Origin of the sequence: Mycobacterium sp. HUMS_12744610 (assembly GCF_041206865.1) — a bacterium.
Classification (GTDB): domain Bacteria; phylum Actinomycetota; class Actinomycetes; order Mycobacteriales; family Mycobacteriaceae; genus Mycobacterium; species Mycobacterium servetii.
The window spans coordinates 720,204-735,138 of record NZ_JBGEDP010000001.1 but is presented as its reverse complement, the minus strand read 5'-3'; the positions used below and the strand labels follow the sequence as shown (position 1 = coordinate 735,138).

12 protein-coding genes, 4 tRNA genes and 1 pseudogene are annotated in these 14,935 nt (G+C 67.6%); 8 read left to right on the top strand and 9 right to left on the bottom strand.

Annotated features, from left to right (window positions below):
* Positions 1 to 717: 717 nt before the first annotated feature.
* The 3 genes from AB8998_RS03750 to AB8998_RS03740 all read right to left on the bottom strand — a co-directional run bounded on the left by AB8998_RS03750 (position 718) and on the right by AB8998_RS03740 (position 1,001).
* A tRNA-Phe gene (locus tag AB8998_RS03750) sits at positions 718 to 794 on the bottom strand.
* 27 nt (positions 795 to 821) lie between these two features.
* Positions 822 to 898 (bottom strand) — tRNA-Asp (locus AB8998_RS03745).
* A 30-nt stretch (positions 899 to 928) separates the two neighbouring features.
* Positions 929 to 1,001 (bottom strand) — tRNA-Glu (locus AB8998_RS03740).
* A 122-nt stretch (positions 1,002 to 1,123) separates the two neighbouring features.
* Here AB8998_RS03740 and AB8998_RS03735 point away from each other — a divergent pair.
* Positions 1,124 to 1,199, top strand: a tRNA-Lys gene (locus AB8998_RS03735).
* Positions 1,200 to 1,535: 336 nt separating this feature from the next.
* Positions 1,536 to 2,348 carry a TIGR04255 family protein gene (locus AB8998_RS03730; protein ID WP_369736886.1) on the top strand — a complete coding sequence of 271 codons (813 nt, stop codon included), beginning with the start codon at positions 1,536 to 1,538 and terminating at the stop codon, positions 2,346 to 2,348.
* A gap of 18 nt (positions 2,349 to 2,366) precedes the next feature.
* Here AB8998_RS03730 and AB8998_RS03725 read toward each other — a convergent pair whose 3' ends face one another.
* A complete protein-coding gene (locus AB8998_RS03725) occupies positions 2,367 to 3,266 on the bottom strand; it encodes a class I SAM-dependent methyltransferase (RefSeq protein WP_369736885.1) in 900 nt (299 codons plus the stop codon).
* Positions 3,267 to 3,356: 90 nt separating this feature from the next.
* Between AB8998_RS03725 and AB8998_RS03720 the strand changes: the two genes are divergently transcribed.
* Complete coding sequence (locus AB8998_RS03720; protein ID WP_369736884.1) at positions 3,357 to 3,857, top strand: nucleoside deaminase; 501 nt, start codon at positions 3,357 to 3,359, stop codon at positions 3,855 to 3,857.
* A 55-nt stretch (positions 3,858 to 3,912) separates the two neighbouring features.
* Here the strand turns inward: AB8998_RS03720 and AB8998_RS03715 are convergent, their stop codons facing one another.
* Positions 3,913 to 4,938 carry an oxygenase MpaB family protein gene (locus AB8998_RS03715; RefSeq protein WP_369736883.1) on the bottom strand — a complete coding sequence of 342 codons (1,026 nt, stop codon included), beginning with the start codon at positions 4,936 to 4,938 and terminating at the stop codon, positions 3,913 to 3,915.
* A gap of 69 nt (positions 4,939 to 5,007) precedes the next feature.
* Here AB8998_RS03715 and AB8998_RS03710 point away from each other — a divergent pair, with 69 nt between their 5' ends.
* The 5 genes and pseudogenes from AB8998_RS03710 (at position 5,008) to phoU (ending at position 10,984) form a co-directional block, all read left to right on the top strand.
* On the top strand, positions 5,008 to 5,622 hold the full coding sequence (locus AB8998_RS03710; protein WP_369736882.1) for a TetR/AcrR family transcriptional regulator: 615 nt from the start codon (positions 5,008 to 5,010) through the stop codon (positions 5,620 to 5,622).
* A 166-nt stretch (positions 5,623 to 5,788) separates the two neighbouring features.
* Positions 5,789 to 6,805, top strand: coding sequence for an acyl-ACP desaturase (locus tag AB8998_RS03705; RefSeq protein ID WP_369736881.1), 1,017 nt, complete (start codon positions 5,789 to 5,791; stop codon positions 6,803 to 6,805).
* 53 nt (positions 6,806 to 6,858) lie between these two features.
* Positions 6,859 to 7,942 (top strand): annotated as a pseudogene (gene dusB, locus AB8998_RS03700) (tRNA dihydrouridine synthase DusB).
* Positions 7,943 to 8,151: 209 nt separating this feature from the next.
* The gene (locus AB8998_RS03695; RefSeq protein ID WP_369736880.1) at positions 8,152 to 10,257 is read left to right on the top strand and encodes an LCP family protein; all 2,106 of its coding nucleotides are present in this window, start codon (positions 8,152 to 8,154) and stop codon (positions 10,255 to 10,257) included.
* Positions 10,258 to 10,315: 58 nt separating this feature from the next.
* Positions 10,316 to 10,984 (top strand): phosphate signaling complex protein PhoU, encoded by a 669-nt coding sequence (phoU, locus tag AB8998_RS03690; protein WP_369736879.1) that lies wholly within the window; start codon positions 10,316 to 10,318, stop codon positions 10,982 to 10,984.
* Between the two features lie 3 nt (positions 10,985 to 10,987).
* Here phoU and pstB read toward each other — a convergent pair whose 3' ends face one another.
* Genes pstB through pstS form a run of 4 tightly spaced genes read right to left on the bottom strand, consistent with a single transcriptional unit; the run spans position 10,988 to position 14,883 of the window.
* Entirely contained in the window at positions 10,988 to 11,764 is a 777-nt protein-coding gene (gene pstB / locus AB8998_RS03685; RefSeq protein ID WP_369736878.1) for a phosphate ABC transporter ATP-binding protein PstB, read from the bottom strand.
* On the bottom strand, positions 11,765 to 12,691 hold the full coding sequence (gene pstA / locus AB8998_RS03680) for a phosphate ABC transporter permease PstA (protein ID WP_369736877.1): 927 nt from the start codon (positions 12,689 to 12,691) through the stop codon (positions 11,765 to 11,767).
* On the bottom strand, positions 12,688 to 13,734 hold the full coding sequence (gene pstC / locus AB8998_RS03675) for a phosphate ABC transporter permease subunit PstC (protein ID WP_369736876.1): 1,047 nt from the start codon (positions 13,732 to 13,734) through the stop codon (positions 12,688 to 12,690). Before pstC ends, pstA begins: the two co-directional genes overlap by 4 nt.
* 45 nt (positions 13,735 to 13,779) lie before the next feature.
* Positions 13,780 to 14,883: a phosphate ABC transporter substrate-binding protein PstS gene (gene pstS, locus AB8998_RS03670; RefSeq protein ID WP_369736875.1), complete on the bottom strand. Its 1,104-nt coding sequence runs from the start codon at positions 14,881 to 14,883 to the stop codon at positions 13,780 to 13,782.
* Positions 14,884 to 14,935 lie beyond the last annotated feature (52 nt).

The window sequence follows — 14,935 nt, the reverse complement described above, 5'->3', positions numbered from 1 at the left end:
ATACTCCGATTATCCTTGCGGCAGTGCACCTTTCACGTTAACGACACCCCTGAGCTCCACATTCGATGAAAAATCCAGGCTGGCGGTGATCCAAACCGTGTGAGTGCCTGCCTGATAGAGCCGAGATTGTATCCGCGCCCTTCAGGATCAGTCGGGTCGTAATCGATAACCACCTCTGGCATTAGCGCCTGCCCTGCCTGCAATTCCCACTCTGGCAATCGCACGTCTTCAACCAATGCGCCACGCACCCCGCCCCGAGTGGCTAGTTCGACCGTGGCCGCCGGCACTCCGACCAGCCGAGCCATCTCGCTTCCGAGCTTCTCCACAGTGTCTTCCCCGAGGGAACGATCGCGCTCTGGCCGTGCGGGTTTGAACAGCCAGGTACGCTCTCTCGACGGATGTTTGAGCCAGTCGTGCGGATGCTGGCCCTGGCTCTCGAGGCCAGCGACAGCCCAGTCGTCGGCAGCCACGACTGACCAGCGAACGGGCACGACGCAATTGTGCCTCGCAGGTGCTAGTGCAATCGCCACTGGCCACGCGCATGTCGCGTAGGGCTCCGCTCGAAGACAGCGGAGAGTCGAGGGGGACGGATCCGAGACAGAGTTGGCAGCGACGGCACCTCGTTTTTGGCCCCATATTGGCCCCATCGCCGAGTCCGAATCGGTGATGACGAGTTCGTAGACAGAGCGAAAAGGGGCGCTGAAATGCACAGATACTTGGTGGCCAGGGGCGGGATCGAACCGCCGACCTTCCGCTTTTCAGGCGGACGCTCATACCGACTGAGCTACCTGGCCGGAAGGCAACGGAGTGCCTCGCCGTGCTGGCGACCCTGACGGGACTCGAACCCGCGACCTCCGCCGTGACAGGGCGGCGCGCTAACCAACTGCGCCACAGGGCCTTGCTACCGCTCCGCGTCGCCGCGTCGCCGTACCCCCTACGGGATTCGAACCCGCGCTACCGCCTTGAAAGGGCGGCGTCCTAGGCCGCTAGACGAAGGGGGCCAGATCCGAATCTCTCCGGGGTACCCGCAACATGGTTACGTTGGGAGCCACGCCAGCTTAGGTCACCGCGGCCCCAATCCTCAAACGAGCGCCTCCGCGGTACCCAGTATCCTGTTTTTTCGGCCCCTATAGCTCAGTTGGTAGAGCTACGGACTTTTAATCCGCAGGTCCTAGGTTCGAGTCCTAGTGGGGGCACCAACAAGCGGTTCATGAGCGCCGGACACCGGCTGTCACCTCGCAAGACGCCCGGCACCGGAGCTTCAGCCGATCGTCAGCAGCAATCGACGCGCCGTTAACGAGCACCGCGCGGGCCGTTGCGGCCGCACGCACCGGCCGCGCGCGTGCCGGGCCGGCGGTTCGCGGCGATCGCGTCCGCTCGCCCGACGGCATGACACGCCGAATGAGCATCGGTGGGGATGAATCGCCGCTGCTGACGGATCTTGTGGCTGCGTCGGACGCAGCCGGGCGCAGTCGTCCGGCGGGCGTCGGTCGCCACGCGGGATGGCCCCGGTTCCGCGTCAAAACGGCTTGGCTATGCTTCCGAGGATGACTGTTGATGCAGCCTCCTCCCCGAACGCGCCCGTAGCCCTGGTAACGATGGAAGTCCGTCACCCAGCAACGGATTCCCTCAACGAATCATCGAGCGGACAGCTCAAACATCTGCTCGCCGACCATCTGCCCATCGAGCGCCAGGCCCAGGATGTGGCGTGGGGCATGGGCGCCGGCGGAAGCCCCCAGCCGACCGCCGAGCGCTTCACCCGCTACGTCAACCGGGACAACACGCTGGCCGCCTCGATGAAGAACCAGGCCGTCGTCATCGAGACCACCGCATACTCCAACTTCGAGTCGCTGCTCGAGATCGTGATGCGCGTCGTCGACGCGCGCTCGCAGGTCTCCTCGCTCGTCGGGGTGGAGCGCATCGGCCTGCGCTACGTGCTCGAGGTCCGGGTCCCGGTGGGCGTCGACGGCCGGGTCGAGTGGGCCAACTGGATCGCCGAGCCGCTGCTCGGGCCGCAGCGCATCGCCCCGGCCGGCCTGACGCTGACCGAATGGCAGGGCGCCGCGGTCTACCGCGAGGCGAACCCGGGCAAGTCGATGATCGTGCGCTACGGCCCCGGGGTGGGTCAGGCACTCGACCAGAGCTACCACCTGCGCCGGACCATGCCGGCCCAGCAGGGACCGTTCTTCCTGCTGGACATCGACAGCTTCTGGACCCCGACGGGATCCATTCCCGAATACGACCGCAACGCGGTGCTGACGACCTTTCAGGACCTCTACGACCCGGCACGCACCGTGTTCCAGGAGATGCTCACCAGCCGCCTGAAGGACGACCTGCTGAGTTCGTAGCCGCAGCGCGCGCCGACGTCAGCGCTCGAGCACCGCGCTGGTGTAGGTGACGTCGGCGAAGGCCGCGGCGACGTTGTCGTCGGGGTAGGCGAACCCGTTGGCCGCGTGCAGTTCCTTGACGCTTTTCGTCGACGTCCGCCAGCGGCGCTGGTTCAGGTAGTCCACGACGTGGCTGCGCTGCCCGTGGTAGACGAGATCGTTGAAGTCGATCTCGAACCCGAGCTCGCTCATCCGGTCGTGGTGGGCGCGCCAGCGCTCGTCGGCGAAAATCGCGGTGTCGGGGACGAATTCGAACGCCAGGCGGCTGCCGGGAGCGCTCAGCGCGGTGATGTTGTCGAACAGTGCGTCCTGCGCGGCATCCGGCAGGTAGACCAGCAGACCTTCGGCGCTCCACGCCGTGGGGGCCTGCGGATCGAATCCCGCGTCCCGCAACGCCGCGGCCCAGTCGTCGCGCAGGTCGACGGCGACCGTGCGGCGCTCCGCGGTCGGCTGCGCACCGAGCTCGGCGAGGGTCAGCGTCTTGAACTCGATCACCTCGGGCATGTCGACCTCGTAGACGACGGTGCCGGCGGGCCACGGCAGGCGGTAGGCCCGCGCGTCCAGGCCCGCCGCGAGGATCACCGCCTGGCCGACGCCGCTGCGCGCCGCGTCGAGAAAGAAGTCGTCGTAGAACCGGGTGCGGCAGGCCATCCCCTCGGCCATCCGGCGCGGATCGAACTCCGACTCCCCGCCGACCGGGATCTGGCCGTTGACCAAGCGGACGTAGACGTCGATGCCGACGGCGCGCACCAACGGCGCGGCATAGGGGTCGTCGATGAACCCCTCCTCGGAAGCCAGCGCCCGCTGAGCGGCGACCATGGTCGCCGTCGCCCCGACGCTCGTCGCCAGATCCCAACGATCGCTCTCGGTGCGCGCCATTTTGCTCCTGTGCCAGAAACGAAGAAATATAGACAATCTAGTTACTACCACAGGCCCGGCATGCCCAGTCGTCGGCGCTAGCCTGCGACCATGACCGACTTCGCGCAGCGCACGATCGACCTGGCCCGCCGTAACGTCGCCGAGGGCGGCCGCCCGTTCGCGACCGTGATCGTCAACGACGGCGAAGTCCTGGCCGAGAGCGCCAACCAGGCCGCCCAGACCAACGACCCGACCGCCCACGCGGAAATCCTGGCCATCCGCGAGGCGTGCCGGAAGCTGGGCACCGAGCACCTGGTCGACAGCACCATCTACGTGCTCGCCCACCCGTGCCCGATGTGCCTGGGCTCGCTGTATTACTGCTCACCGCGGGAAGTGGTCTTCCTGACCACCCGCGAGGCCTATGCGCCGTACTACCTCGATGACCGCAAGTACTTCGAACTCGCCACGTTCTACGACGAATTCGCGAAGAGCTGGGAGCGCCGGCGACTGCCGATGCGTTACGAGCCCCGGGACGCCGCGGTGGGTGTCTACCGGTTCTGGAACGAGCGGAACGGCGGCCGGCGCACGTCGACCGTCGTCCCGGCGCGCTGACACCCGACCTGGCAACGACAGCACGCGCACGTGAGACGCGCTGCGCGGGAAAGAATTACGACACGTTCGGGCAGTAGTGCTTGGGGTTGTCGCGCTCGTCCACCGGCGGCAGGTTGCGCGCCGGGGTCTGCGCGAGCGGCGTGTCGGCCGGGATTCGCCCGTTGGCGCGATCCCATCCGGCGCGGGCCCGCGGATGCTTGCGGAACCGCCGGGGCACCAGCGCGAACGCCAGACGGACGGCGTCGCCGAACCGCCGGTGCAGCCATTCGTCGCGCGCCGACCAGGTGTAGCCCATCAGCTCGCGCACCGGCGGGTCGTAGAGGCCGACGGTCACCCAGACGAAGAACGGCGCCATCAGTTTGCGCTGGGCGGCCCACAGCCAGTCCGGAACCCATTGCGCGAAAGGTGGTTTGGCCAGATCGGTCAGGTCGAGCACCGCACGCGCCGCGTAGTTGTTCTCCAATACGTTGCGGCACATGTGATCCCAGTAAGCCTGGAATTCCTCCCACGACGCCGGCACGGGTCGCATGCTCATGCCGTACATCCGATACCACTGGACGTGCTCGTCGAAGAGCTGTCGTTTCTGCGCCTCGGTCAGCCCGCCGCAGAACCGCTCGGCCACGTGGATCGTTCCGACGAAGAAGGTGGCGTGCGCCCAGTAGAAGACGTCGGGGTTCAGCGCGTGGTAGCGGCGACCCTGTTCGTCGACGCCCTTGATCTCGGTGTGGTAGTCGCGCACCTCCGCGCCGGTGACCGGTGCGCGGTCGCCGTCGAATACCACGCCGCCGATCGGGTACAGCGAGCGCAACAGGCGCGGCCAGCGTTCCCGGAAGAACGTCGAGTGGTCGATGACGGCCGCACCCAGCTGCGGGTGCATGTTCTGCATCGACCCCGCCCATGGGCCCTGCAGCATGCCGCGCCAGTCCCCGAAGTACCGCCACGTCAGCGAATCGGGACCGAGCGGGACGGGCGGAGCCTCGTAACCCAGCGGCGCCACCGGGCATCCGGCGGCCAAGCCGTCGGTGGCGGTCGCGCCGTCGATGCTCGTCAGCGGAGTGCCTGCGGACGTATCTTGAGTCACTGTTGAGATCCCCGTGGCTGTCGGTAGATTTTGACTACACGTGTTGTCACTTTTCAGCTTAGGAGCGATGTGCCGTCCGGTCAACGACGGAGCCGTTGGACCGGCGTCCCCTTGGAGAGTCGCCACGCGCTGCGCCGCGACGACCTCGTTGCCGCCGGCGTGCAACTGCTGGGCAGCGACCGCGGGCCCGCGCTGACCGTCCGCGCCGTGTGCCGCGAGGCCGCGCTGACCGAGCGCTATTTCTACGAGAGCTTCTCCGACCGCGACGAGTTCGTGCGCGCGGTCTATGACGACGTGTGCACGCGGGCGATGAGCACGCTCACCTCGGCGAAAACGCCGCGCGAGGCCGTCGAACGCTTCGTCGAGCTGATGGTCGACGACCCGGTCCGAGGCCGCGTGCTCCTGCTCGCTCCGGCCGTGGAGCCGATCCTGACCCGCTCGGGAGCGCAGTGGATGCCCAACTTCATCGACCTGCTGGTCCGCAAGCTTTCCCGGATCGGGGACCCCGTGGTGCAGAAGATGATCGCCACCAGCCTCGTCGGCGGTCTGTCGAGCCTGTTCACCGCCTACCTCAACGGCCAGCTCGGCGCCACCCGCAGGCAGTTCATCGACTACTGCGTGAACATGCTGTTCATCACGGCGGCCCCCTACGTGCCGGCCCCTGAGCCGGGTAATTCCGAGTAGCGGGTTTCCGCGGGGCCACACCGGCGAGCCCAGGTCAAATGTGTTCGGCACGTCGGTATGCCGAAATGTGACCTCGCCACGCGGGCCACGCACGCGGAAACTTGATGCTACTGGGGTACACAGATATATTGACCGCTACTAATCGACACATATAACTGGAGGGGCGATGTCCGCTGAGCTGACGGACTTACAGCTGTTGCGGGAGCTTGAGCCGGTCGTCGAGAAGTACATGAACCGGCATCTGAGCATGCACAAGGACTGGAACCCGCACGACTACATCCCGTGGTCGGACGGCAAGAACTATTACGCGCTCGGTGGCCAGGACTGGGCCCCTGAGCAGAGCAAGCTCTCGGATGTCGCCCAGGTGGCGATGGTGCAGAACCTGGTCACCGAGGACAACCTGCCGTCCTATCACCGCGAGATCGCGATGAACATGGGCATGGACGGCGCGTGGGGGCAGTGGGTGAACCGCTGGACGGCCGAGGAGAACCGGCACGGGATTGCGTTGCGCGACTATCTCGTGGTCACGCGCGCCGTCGATCCCGTGGAGCTGGAAAAGCTTCGTATCGAGGTGGTCAACCGGGGCTTCAGCCCGGGCCAGAACCACCAGGGTGAGTACTTCGCCGAGACCCTCACCCACTCCGTCCTCTACGTCAGCTTCCAGGAACTGGCCACCCGGATTTCGCACCGCAACACCGGCAGGGCCTGCAACGACCCGATCGCCGATCAGCTGATGGCCAAGATCTCGGCCGACGAGAACCTGCACATGATCTTCTACCGCGACGTCAGCGAGGCCGCGTTCGACCTCGCGCCCAACCAGGCGATGAAGTCGCTGCACCTCATCCTGCGCAACTTCCAGATGCCTGGCTTCCAGGTGCCCGAGTTCCGGCGCAAAGCCGTCTTCATCGCCGTCGGCGGGGTCTACGACCCGCGCATCCACCTCGACGAGGTCGTCATGCCGATCCTGAAGAAGTGGCGCATTTTCGAGCGCGAGGACTTCACCGGCGAGGGGGCCGAGCTGCGTGACGACCTCGCACTGCTGATCAAGGAGCTCGAGCAGGCCTGCGACAAGTTCGAGGTGTCCAAGCAGCGCCAACTCGACCGGGAAGCCCGCACGGGCAAGCGCGCCACCGCCCAGGAACTGCACAAGACGGCCGGCAAGCTGGCGATGAGCCGCCGGTAACGGCCGTGCGGATCGGTCCGATCACGCTCGCCAGCCCGGTGGTGCTGGCCCCGATGGCGGGCGTGACCAACGTTGCTTTCCGGACGCTTTGCCGTGAGCTCGAGAAGGAAAAGGCCGGCACGGTCAGCGGCCTGTACGTCTGTGAAATGGTGACCGCCCGCGCGCTCGTCGAGCGCGATCCGGTCACCATGCACATGACCACGTTCGCCCCGGACGAGTCCCCGGTCGCTGCAGCTCTACACCGTGGACCCGGCCACCACGTACGCCGCCGCGAGGATGATCGCCGACGAGGGTCTGGCCGACCACATCGACATGAACTTCGGCTGCCCGGTGCCCAAGGTGACCAAGCGCGGCGGCGGGGCGGCGCTGCCGTACAAGCGGCGGCTGTTCGGCCAGATCGTCGCCGCGGCCGTCCGCGCCACCGAAGGCACCGGCATCCCGGTGACGGTCAAGTTTCGCATCGGCATCGACGACGAGCACCACACCCACCTGGACGCCGGCCGCATCGCCGAGGCCGAGGGCGCCGCCGCGGTGGCCCTGCACGCCCGCACGGCGGCACAGCGCTACTCCGGCACCGCCGACTGGGACCAGATCGCCGCCCTCAAGCAGCAGGTGCGCACGATCCCGGTGCTCGGCAACGGCGACATCTACGACGCCCGCGACGCGCTGGCGATGATGGCCAGCACCGGTTGCGACGGCGTCGTCATCGGCCGCGGCTGCCTGGGCCGGCCGTGGCTTTTCGCCGAGCTCTCGGCCGCGTTCACCGGCACCGCCCCGCCCGTCCCGCCCTCCCTGGGCGAGGTCGCCGACATCGTCCGGCGGCACGGCCGACTGCTGGCCGCCCATTTCGGGGAGGACAAGGGCATGCGCGACATACGCAAGCATGTCGCCTGGTACCTGCACGGTTTCCCCGCCGGATCCGAATTGCGGCGGTCGCTGGCCATGGTCACGACGCTCGACGAACTCGACTCGCTGCTGGACCGGCTGGACGGGTCGGTGCCGTTCCCCGATGCGGCCACGGGCCCGCGGGGCCGGCAGGGGTCACCGGCCCGCGTTGCCCTGCCCGACGGCTGGCTGAACGATCCGGACGACTGCACGGTCCCGGCCGGCGCGGACGTCATGCACTCCGGCGGCTGAACCCGGCCGCGAGATCGCGTCCGGACCCAGAACTCAGTAAGATATGGGCCTTGCTGTATTACGCTTCGCCGTCGGATCGGTTGAGGGCCGCGTCACCGAAGCGCGACCCACTCCGTGCGCCTCGCAGGCACGGGCCCGCAGTGCGGCGGTGACAGGTGCCACGGACGCTCTCTCGACGTCCGCATCGAGGATTCGGAGGCCGGCAGGACATGAGTGACGGCGGAGCAGACGCCACTCCCGAGGGCCGGCGCGCCGCGCCCTGGGAGCGGTTCTCCGAGCCGACACCGGACCAAAACCTGCACCGGTGGCAGCCCGCCCCGGCCCCCGTCGACCACGTCGAGCCCGCCTCCGAGGACGAGCACGACGACGACGACGAGGACGAGCAGGATCCGGGTCACGGCGCACGGAGCGGATCCCACACCCGGGGCGGGATCACCGTCGCCGACCTGATCGCCAAGTTCGGCGCCCCGCCCCCCGATCGGCCCAGGCGCCACCGCGCAGCCGACGACGCCCCCGACACGGAGGCCCCGGATACCGCAGCTCCCGAGGCGTCCATCGACCAACAGGACACACAGGTCATCGCCACTCCGGCCTATTCGCTCGAGCTCAGCTCGGAGGTCCCCGACCTGCAGGTCGCGAGCTACCCCCACGACGAGGATCCCGCAGCGGAGGCACCGCCCGCCAACGCACCGCGCACGCTGCTGCGCCGGCGTGCCCGCGAGCCGAAAACCAGGCCCGGGCGCCGGCCCCTGCTGTTCGCCGCCCGTTCGCTGGCGGCGCTGCTCGCGGTGCTGAGCCTCGCCATGACCGGCGGGGCATGGCAGTGGGCGACATCGAAGAACAGCCGCCTCAACACCGTTAGCGCGCTCGACCCGCATTCGCGCGACATCGTCGACCCCGGTGGCCAGTACGGCGACGAGGACTTCCTGATCGTCGGCATGGATTCGCGGCTCGGCGAGAACGCCAACATGGGCGCCGGCGACGCCGACGACGCCGGCGGCGCGCGGTCGGACACGGTGATGCTGGTCAACATTCCGGCGAACCGCAAACGCGTGGTGGTGGTCTCCTTCCCGCGCGACCTGGCGATCACCCCGATCCAATGCGAAGTCTGGAACCCCGAGACCGGCAAGTACGGCCCCATCTACGACGACAAGACGCGCACCTGGAGTCCGCGCGTGGTCTACACCGAGACCAAACTGAACTCGACGTTCTCCTTCGGCGGGCCGAAGTGCCTGGTGAAGGAAATCCAGAAGCTGTCGGGGTTGAGCATCAACCGGTTCATCGCCGTAGACTTCTCCGGCTTCGCGAAAATGGTCGAGGCCCTCGGCGGCGTCGAGGTGTGCACCAGGGCGCCGCTACACGACTACGAACTGGGCACCGTGCTCAAACACGCGGGGCGCCAGATCATCGACGGCCCGACGGCGTTGAACTACGTGCGCGCCCGGCAGGTCACCACGGAGAACAACGGCGACTACGGCCGCATCAAGCGCCAGCAGTTGTTCCTGTCGTCGCTGCTGCGCTCCCTGATCTCCGAGGACACGTTGCTGGACCTGAACAAACTCAACAACGTCGTCAACCTCTTCATCGGCGACAGCTACGTCGACAACGTCAAGACCAAAGATCTTGTTCAGCTCGGGCAGTCGCTGCAGGGAATCGCCGCCGGGCACATCACCTTCGTCACGGTGCCGACCGGAGTGACGGACGAAAACGGTGACGAACCGCCACGCACGGCCGACATGCGGGCGCTCTTCGACGCCATCATCGACGACGATCCTCTGCCCCTGGAGAACGACCACAACGCGCAGCAGCTGGGGACCTCCTCGACCAAGGGGGCGACGACCACCTCCACCCCCACGTCCGCCCCGGCCAAGAACCCGGCCCCGAGCCCCGAGGTGCGGCACGAACAGGTGACGACTGCCTCGCCGCACGACGTGACGGTGCGGGTGTCCAACGCGACCGCCACATCCGGGCTCGCCGCCGCCGCCACCACCCAACTCAAGCGCGACGGGTTCAACGTGATGGCACCCGACGACTACCCCAGTGCACTGAAGGCCACGACGGTGTTCTTCTCTCCGGGCAACGAACACGCCGCCGCCACGGTGGCATCGGCGTTCGCCAATTCCAAGGTGCACCGGGTGTCGGGCTACGGTCAGGTCGTCCAGGTGGTGCTCGGCCCGGACTTCAGCGCCGTCGCCGATCCGCCACCCAGCGGCTCATCCGTCGGCGTGCAGATCGAACGCAACTCGGGCGACACACCGGCCAAGCTGCCCGAAGACCTGACGGTCACCAATGCGGCGGACACCACCTGCGAATAGCCGGATTTGGCGAGAGTCCGCAAAGCGATTTCGGCATCGAGAACGTAGGCTTGGCGGCATGCGGACCGCCTACCATGAGCAGCTTGCGGGCCTGTCCGAGCAGCTCGGCGAGATGTGCGGGCTGGCGGGCATTGCGATGGAGCGCGCCACCCAGGCCCTGCTGCAGGCCGACCTCGTGCTGGCCGAACAGGTGATCTCCGACCACGAGCAGATCGCGGCGATGAGCGCCCGCGCCGAGGAGAGCGCCTTCGTGCTGCTGGCATTGCAGGCACCGGTGGCGGGCGACCTCAGGTCGATCGTGAGCGCCATCCAGATGGTCGCCGACATCGACCGGATGGGCGCACTGGCCCTGCACGTCGCCAAGATCGCCCGGCGGCGGCATCCCCAGCACGCGCTGCCCGAGGAGGTCAACGGCTACTTCGCCGAAATGGGAAGGCTTGCAGTCGATTTGGGCAACAGCGCGCAAGAGGTGGTGTTGTCGCGCGACCCGGAGAAAGCCGCCCGGATCCGCGAAGAAGACGACGCCATGGACGATTTGCACCGGCACCTGTTCTCCGTACTGATGGACCGCAAATGGAAGTACGGCGTGGCCTCGGCCGTCGACGTGACGCTGCTGGGCCGGTTCTACGAACGCTTCGCCGACCACGCGGTCGAGGTGGCGCGGCGCGTCATTTTCCAGGCGACCGGCAGCCTCCCCGAAGAGGACAACAAAGGCTCCTCCGAGTAGGCCTCAGCCGAAGCGGCCGGAGATGTAGTCCTCGGTGGCCTTCTCGCTCGGGTTGGAGAAGATCTTCTCGGTCTCGTCGACCTCGATCAATCGCCCGGGCTTGCCGGTGGTTTCCAGGTTGAAGAACGCCGTCAGGTCGCTGACCCGGGCGGCCTGCTGCATGTTATGGGTGACGATGACGATCGTGTAGTCCTGCTTCAGCTCACTGATCAGGTCTTCCACGGCCATCGTCGAGATCGGGTCCAGCGCCGAACACGGCTCGTCCATCAGCAACACATCGGGTTGCACGGCGATCGCCCGCGCGATGCACAGGCGCTGCTGCTGACCGCCGGACAGCCCGCCGCCGGGCTTGTCCAACCGGTCCTTGACCTCGTCCCACAGGTTGGCGCCGCGCAGCGAGTGTTCGGCCACCTCGTCGAGCACCTTGCGGTTGCGCACGCCCTGCAGTCTCAGCCCCGCCACCACGTTGTTGCGAATCGACATGGCGGGGAACGGGTTCGGGCGCTGGAACACCATCCCGATCGCGCGGCGCACACCGACCGGGTCGACACCCTGACCGTAGATGTCCTCGTCGTCGAGCAGCACCTCGCCCTCGACGCGGCCACCGGGAACCACCTCGTGCATCCGGTTCAGCGCGCGCAGCACCGTCGTCTTGCCGCACCCGGACGGGCCGATGAACGCCGTCACGCTGCGAGGCAGAACCGACAGCGTCACATCCGCGACGGCCTGAAACGACCCGTAGTAGATGTCGACGCTCTTGAGGTCCAACCGCTTGGCCACCTAGTGCTCCTGCCTTGACGTTCCGGGGGCGAAGATTTTCGAGATCATCCTGGCTCCGATGTTGATGACGGCGATCACCAGGATGAGGGTTAGGGCGGCACCCCACAACCGATCCGTGGGCACGGGGTTCACGCCCGCCCCGGCCGACACCTGGTTGTAGATCATGCCCGGCAGCGAGCCGATGAACCCGTGGAAGATGTCAAAGCCGATCGACTGCGAATAGCCGACCAGGATCAGCAACGGGGCAGTCTCCCCCAGCACCCTGGCCACCGCAAGCATGATGCCCGTGATGATGCCCGACAGCCCGGTCGGAATCACAATCCGGGCGATGGTCTTCCACTTCGGGATGCCCAGTGCGTAGCTGGCCTCGCGCAGATCCACCGGCACGATGCGCAGCATCTCCTCGGTGGCCCGCACGATCACCGGCAGCATCAGCAGCACCAAGGCCAGTGACACCGCGAGCTCGGAGCGGGCGATGCCGAACGTCGCCACCCCCACGGTGTAGACGAACAGCGCCGCCACGATCGAGGGCACCCCGGACAGGATGTCCACCATGAACGAGGCCACCCTGCCCAGCGGCGTGCCGCCCCCGTACTCGACCAGGTAGATCGCCACCAACATGCTGATCGGGATGGAGATCACCGCGCACACCAATCCCTGCAGCAGCGTGCCGACGATCGCGTGGTAGGCGCCGCCACCGGCCACGAACTCCGTCATACCCGCCTGCGAATGCGTCCACCACGCGGCCGACGCGATCGCCCTGTACCCCTTGGCGATCACCGAGAACAACACGTAGGCCAGCGGCGCCAGGGCCACCAGCATCGACGTCGTCACGAACGCGGTGGCGACGTTGTTCGCCACTCGACGCCGCCGGCCCAGGCCGGGGAACGTCCGGGCCTTGAGCGGACGGTCCAGGATCGAGGTCACCGGCCGCCCCTTCTGCGCCCGATCCCGGCGACCGCACCGCGCGCCAGGGCGTCGACCAGGAATGTGAGCACGAAGAGCACCAGCCCGGCGGCGATGTAGGCACCCGCCCGGTATGGGTCGTCCAGTTCCGACGCGGCGCCGGCGATCTTGGTCGCGAAGGTGGAGCCGCCGTCGAACAACGACCAGCCGAACGTGGCCTGGGCTCCCCGCAGGATGACCAGCAGCGCCATCGTCTCACCCAGGGCACGGCCCAGACCCAGCATCGCGCCGCTGACGTAGCCGGACCGCCCGAACGGCAGCACGGTCGTCTTGACCACTTCCCAACGGGTGGCGCCCAACGCCAACGCGGCCTCGATCTGGTCGTGGGGCGTCTGGACGAATACCTCGCGGGTGACCGCGGTGGTGATGGGCAGGATCATCACCGCCAGCACCAGGCCGCCGGTGAACACGGTGCCGCCCCCGGTCACCGAGGTGTTCGCGCCCGCGAACAGGAAGCACGAGCCCAGGGTGTGGTTCAGCCAGGACGCAACGGGCCGTAGTCGCGGCGCCAGCACCTGCAGGCCCCACACGCCGTAGATGATCGAGGGAACCGCGGCCAGCAGGTCGACCGCGTATGCCAGCGGGCCGGCGACCGGGCGCGGCGCGTACTGCGTGATGAACAGGGCCACGCCCAGGGCGACCGGCATCGCGAGAAGCAGCGCGAACAGCGACACGAAAACGGTCACCTGCAGCAGATCGAGCATGCCGAAATGCAGCGCCGAGGTGCCGGTGGTGACCCAGGCGCCCGTATAGGTGAAGAAGTTCTCCCGGTTGCGCTCGAGCGCCGGGAGGGCGCGCAGCAACAAGAACCCGCCGATCGCGACGATCAACGCGACCATGAGGGCGCCCGACGCCTGCGCGAGCCGGCGAAACATCCGGTCACCGAGCCGCGGCCGGCCCCGGCCCCATGGGCTGATCGGCACCACCGGGGCCTCGGGGAACGGGGCGGCCACGACCGCGCCCGAACCTGCGTCGGCCGGATTCGGCACGGAAGGCATTGTCACTGTGATCCCGTCACAGTTGCGTTGTCGCTCCTTGCGCCCAATTGATCACTGCATGGCGTTGATCGCCGTAACCAGTCGCTCCTTGACTTTATCGGGCAGCGCGACATAGCCGGCAGAAATCAGGCCGGCCTGCGCGTTGGTGGCGGCCACGGTGAGAAACGACTTGACCGCGCGGGAGGTGCTCGGGTCGTACCCCTTGGAGCACACGATCTCGTAGGTGGCCAGGATCAACGGGTAGGTTTCCGGCTCTTGGGAGGCGTACATCGAGTTCAGATCCAGCACGAGATCGTTGCCGGCGGCCACGAACGTGGCCGCTTTGATGGCGTTGGCGGCCGTGCTCTCGGTCAGCGGGACCACACCGTTGCCGGTGTCGATCTCCGCGTAGGGCACCCCGGCCTGGTCGGCGAATCCCTTCTCGACGTAGCCGATGGCGCCCGGCGTGGCCCGCACCGCCTGGACCAGACCGGCGGATTTGGTGGCCCCTTCCCCGACGCCTCCCTGGAACTCGGTGCCGACGCCTCTGGTCCAGCTCTGCGGGGCCGCGGCGGTCAGGTATTTCTGCATGTTGTCCGTGGTGCCCGACGAGTCCGCGCGATAGATCGGCCTGATCTTGACGTCCGGCAGGGTCACGCCCGGATTCAGCGCCGCCAGTGTCTGGTCGTTCCACAACGTGACCCTGCCGCTGAAGATCTCGCCCAGAGCGTCACCGTTGACGACCAGCCTCTGCACGCCCGGGAGGTTGTAGACCAGGGCGATCGGCCCGAATACCAGCGGCAGATCCCACGCGGGGTTTCCGCCGCAACGCCTGGTGGCCGGGCCGATCTGGTCCGCGAGCAGCGGCGAGTCCGCGCCCCCGAAGTCGACGTGGCCGGCGATGAACTGCGCCCGGCCGGCGCCGGAGCCGGTCGCGTTGTAGGACACGTTCTTGCCCGGGCAGTGCTCGCCCCAGACCTGGCTGAAAACCCCGATTGCGTTCTGCTGGGCGGTGGACCCTTCGGCCGTGAGCCCGCGCTTGCCGCCGCAGCCCGCCGGTCCGGAGAGCTCCGCGGCCGCGGCGCCGTGGTTGATGTCGGCGCCGCAGCCGGTCAGCACCGCGGCACCCAACACCGCCGCCAGCGCGATCGCCTTGCCCTGTCCGTGGAGCCTCACCGATCTCGCTTTCTGAGCCGTCGCGGGCGCATCCGGGCGGTGCTGGACAAGC

What these genes read in the sequence shown, in the direction of transcription:
- AB8998_RS03730 (WP_369736886.1), top strand. Translation starts at nt 1,536, where the DNA reads ATGCTTCCGAGGATGACTGTTGATGCAGCCTCCTCCCCGAACGCGCCC.
- AB8998_RS03725 (WP_369736885.1), bottom strand. Translation starts at nt 3,266, where the DNA reads ATGGCGCGCACCGAGAGCGATCGTTGGGATCTGGCGACGAGCGTCGGG.
- AB8998_RS03720 (WP_369736884.1), top strand. Translation starts at nt 3,357, where the DNA reads ATGACCGACTTCGCGCAGCGCACGATCGACCTGGCCCGCCGTAACGTC.
- AB8998_RS03705 (WP_369736881.1), top strand. Translation starts at nt 5,789, where the DNA reads ATGTCCGCTGAGCTGACGGACTTACAGCTGTTGCGGGAGCTTGAGCCG.
- AB8998_RS03695 (WP_369736880.1), top strand. Translation starts at nt 8,152, where the DNA reads ATGAGTGACGGCGGAGCAGACGCCACTCCCGAGGGCCGGCGCGCCGCG.
- phoU (WP_369736879.1), top strand. Translation starts at nt 10,316, where the DNA reads ATGCGGACCGCCTACCATGAGCAGCTTGCGGGCCTGTCCGAGCAGCTC.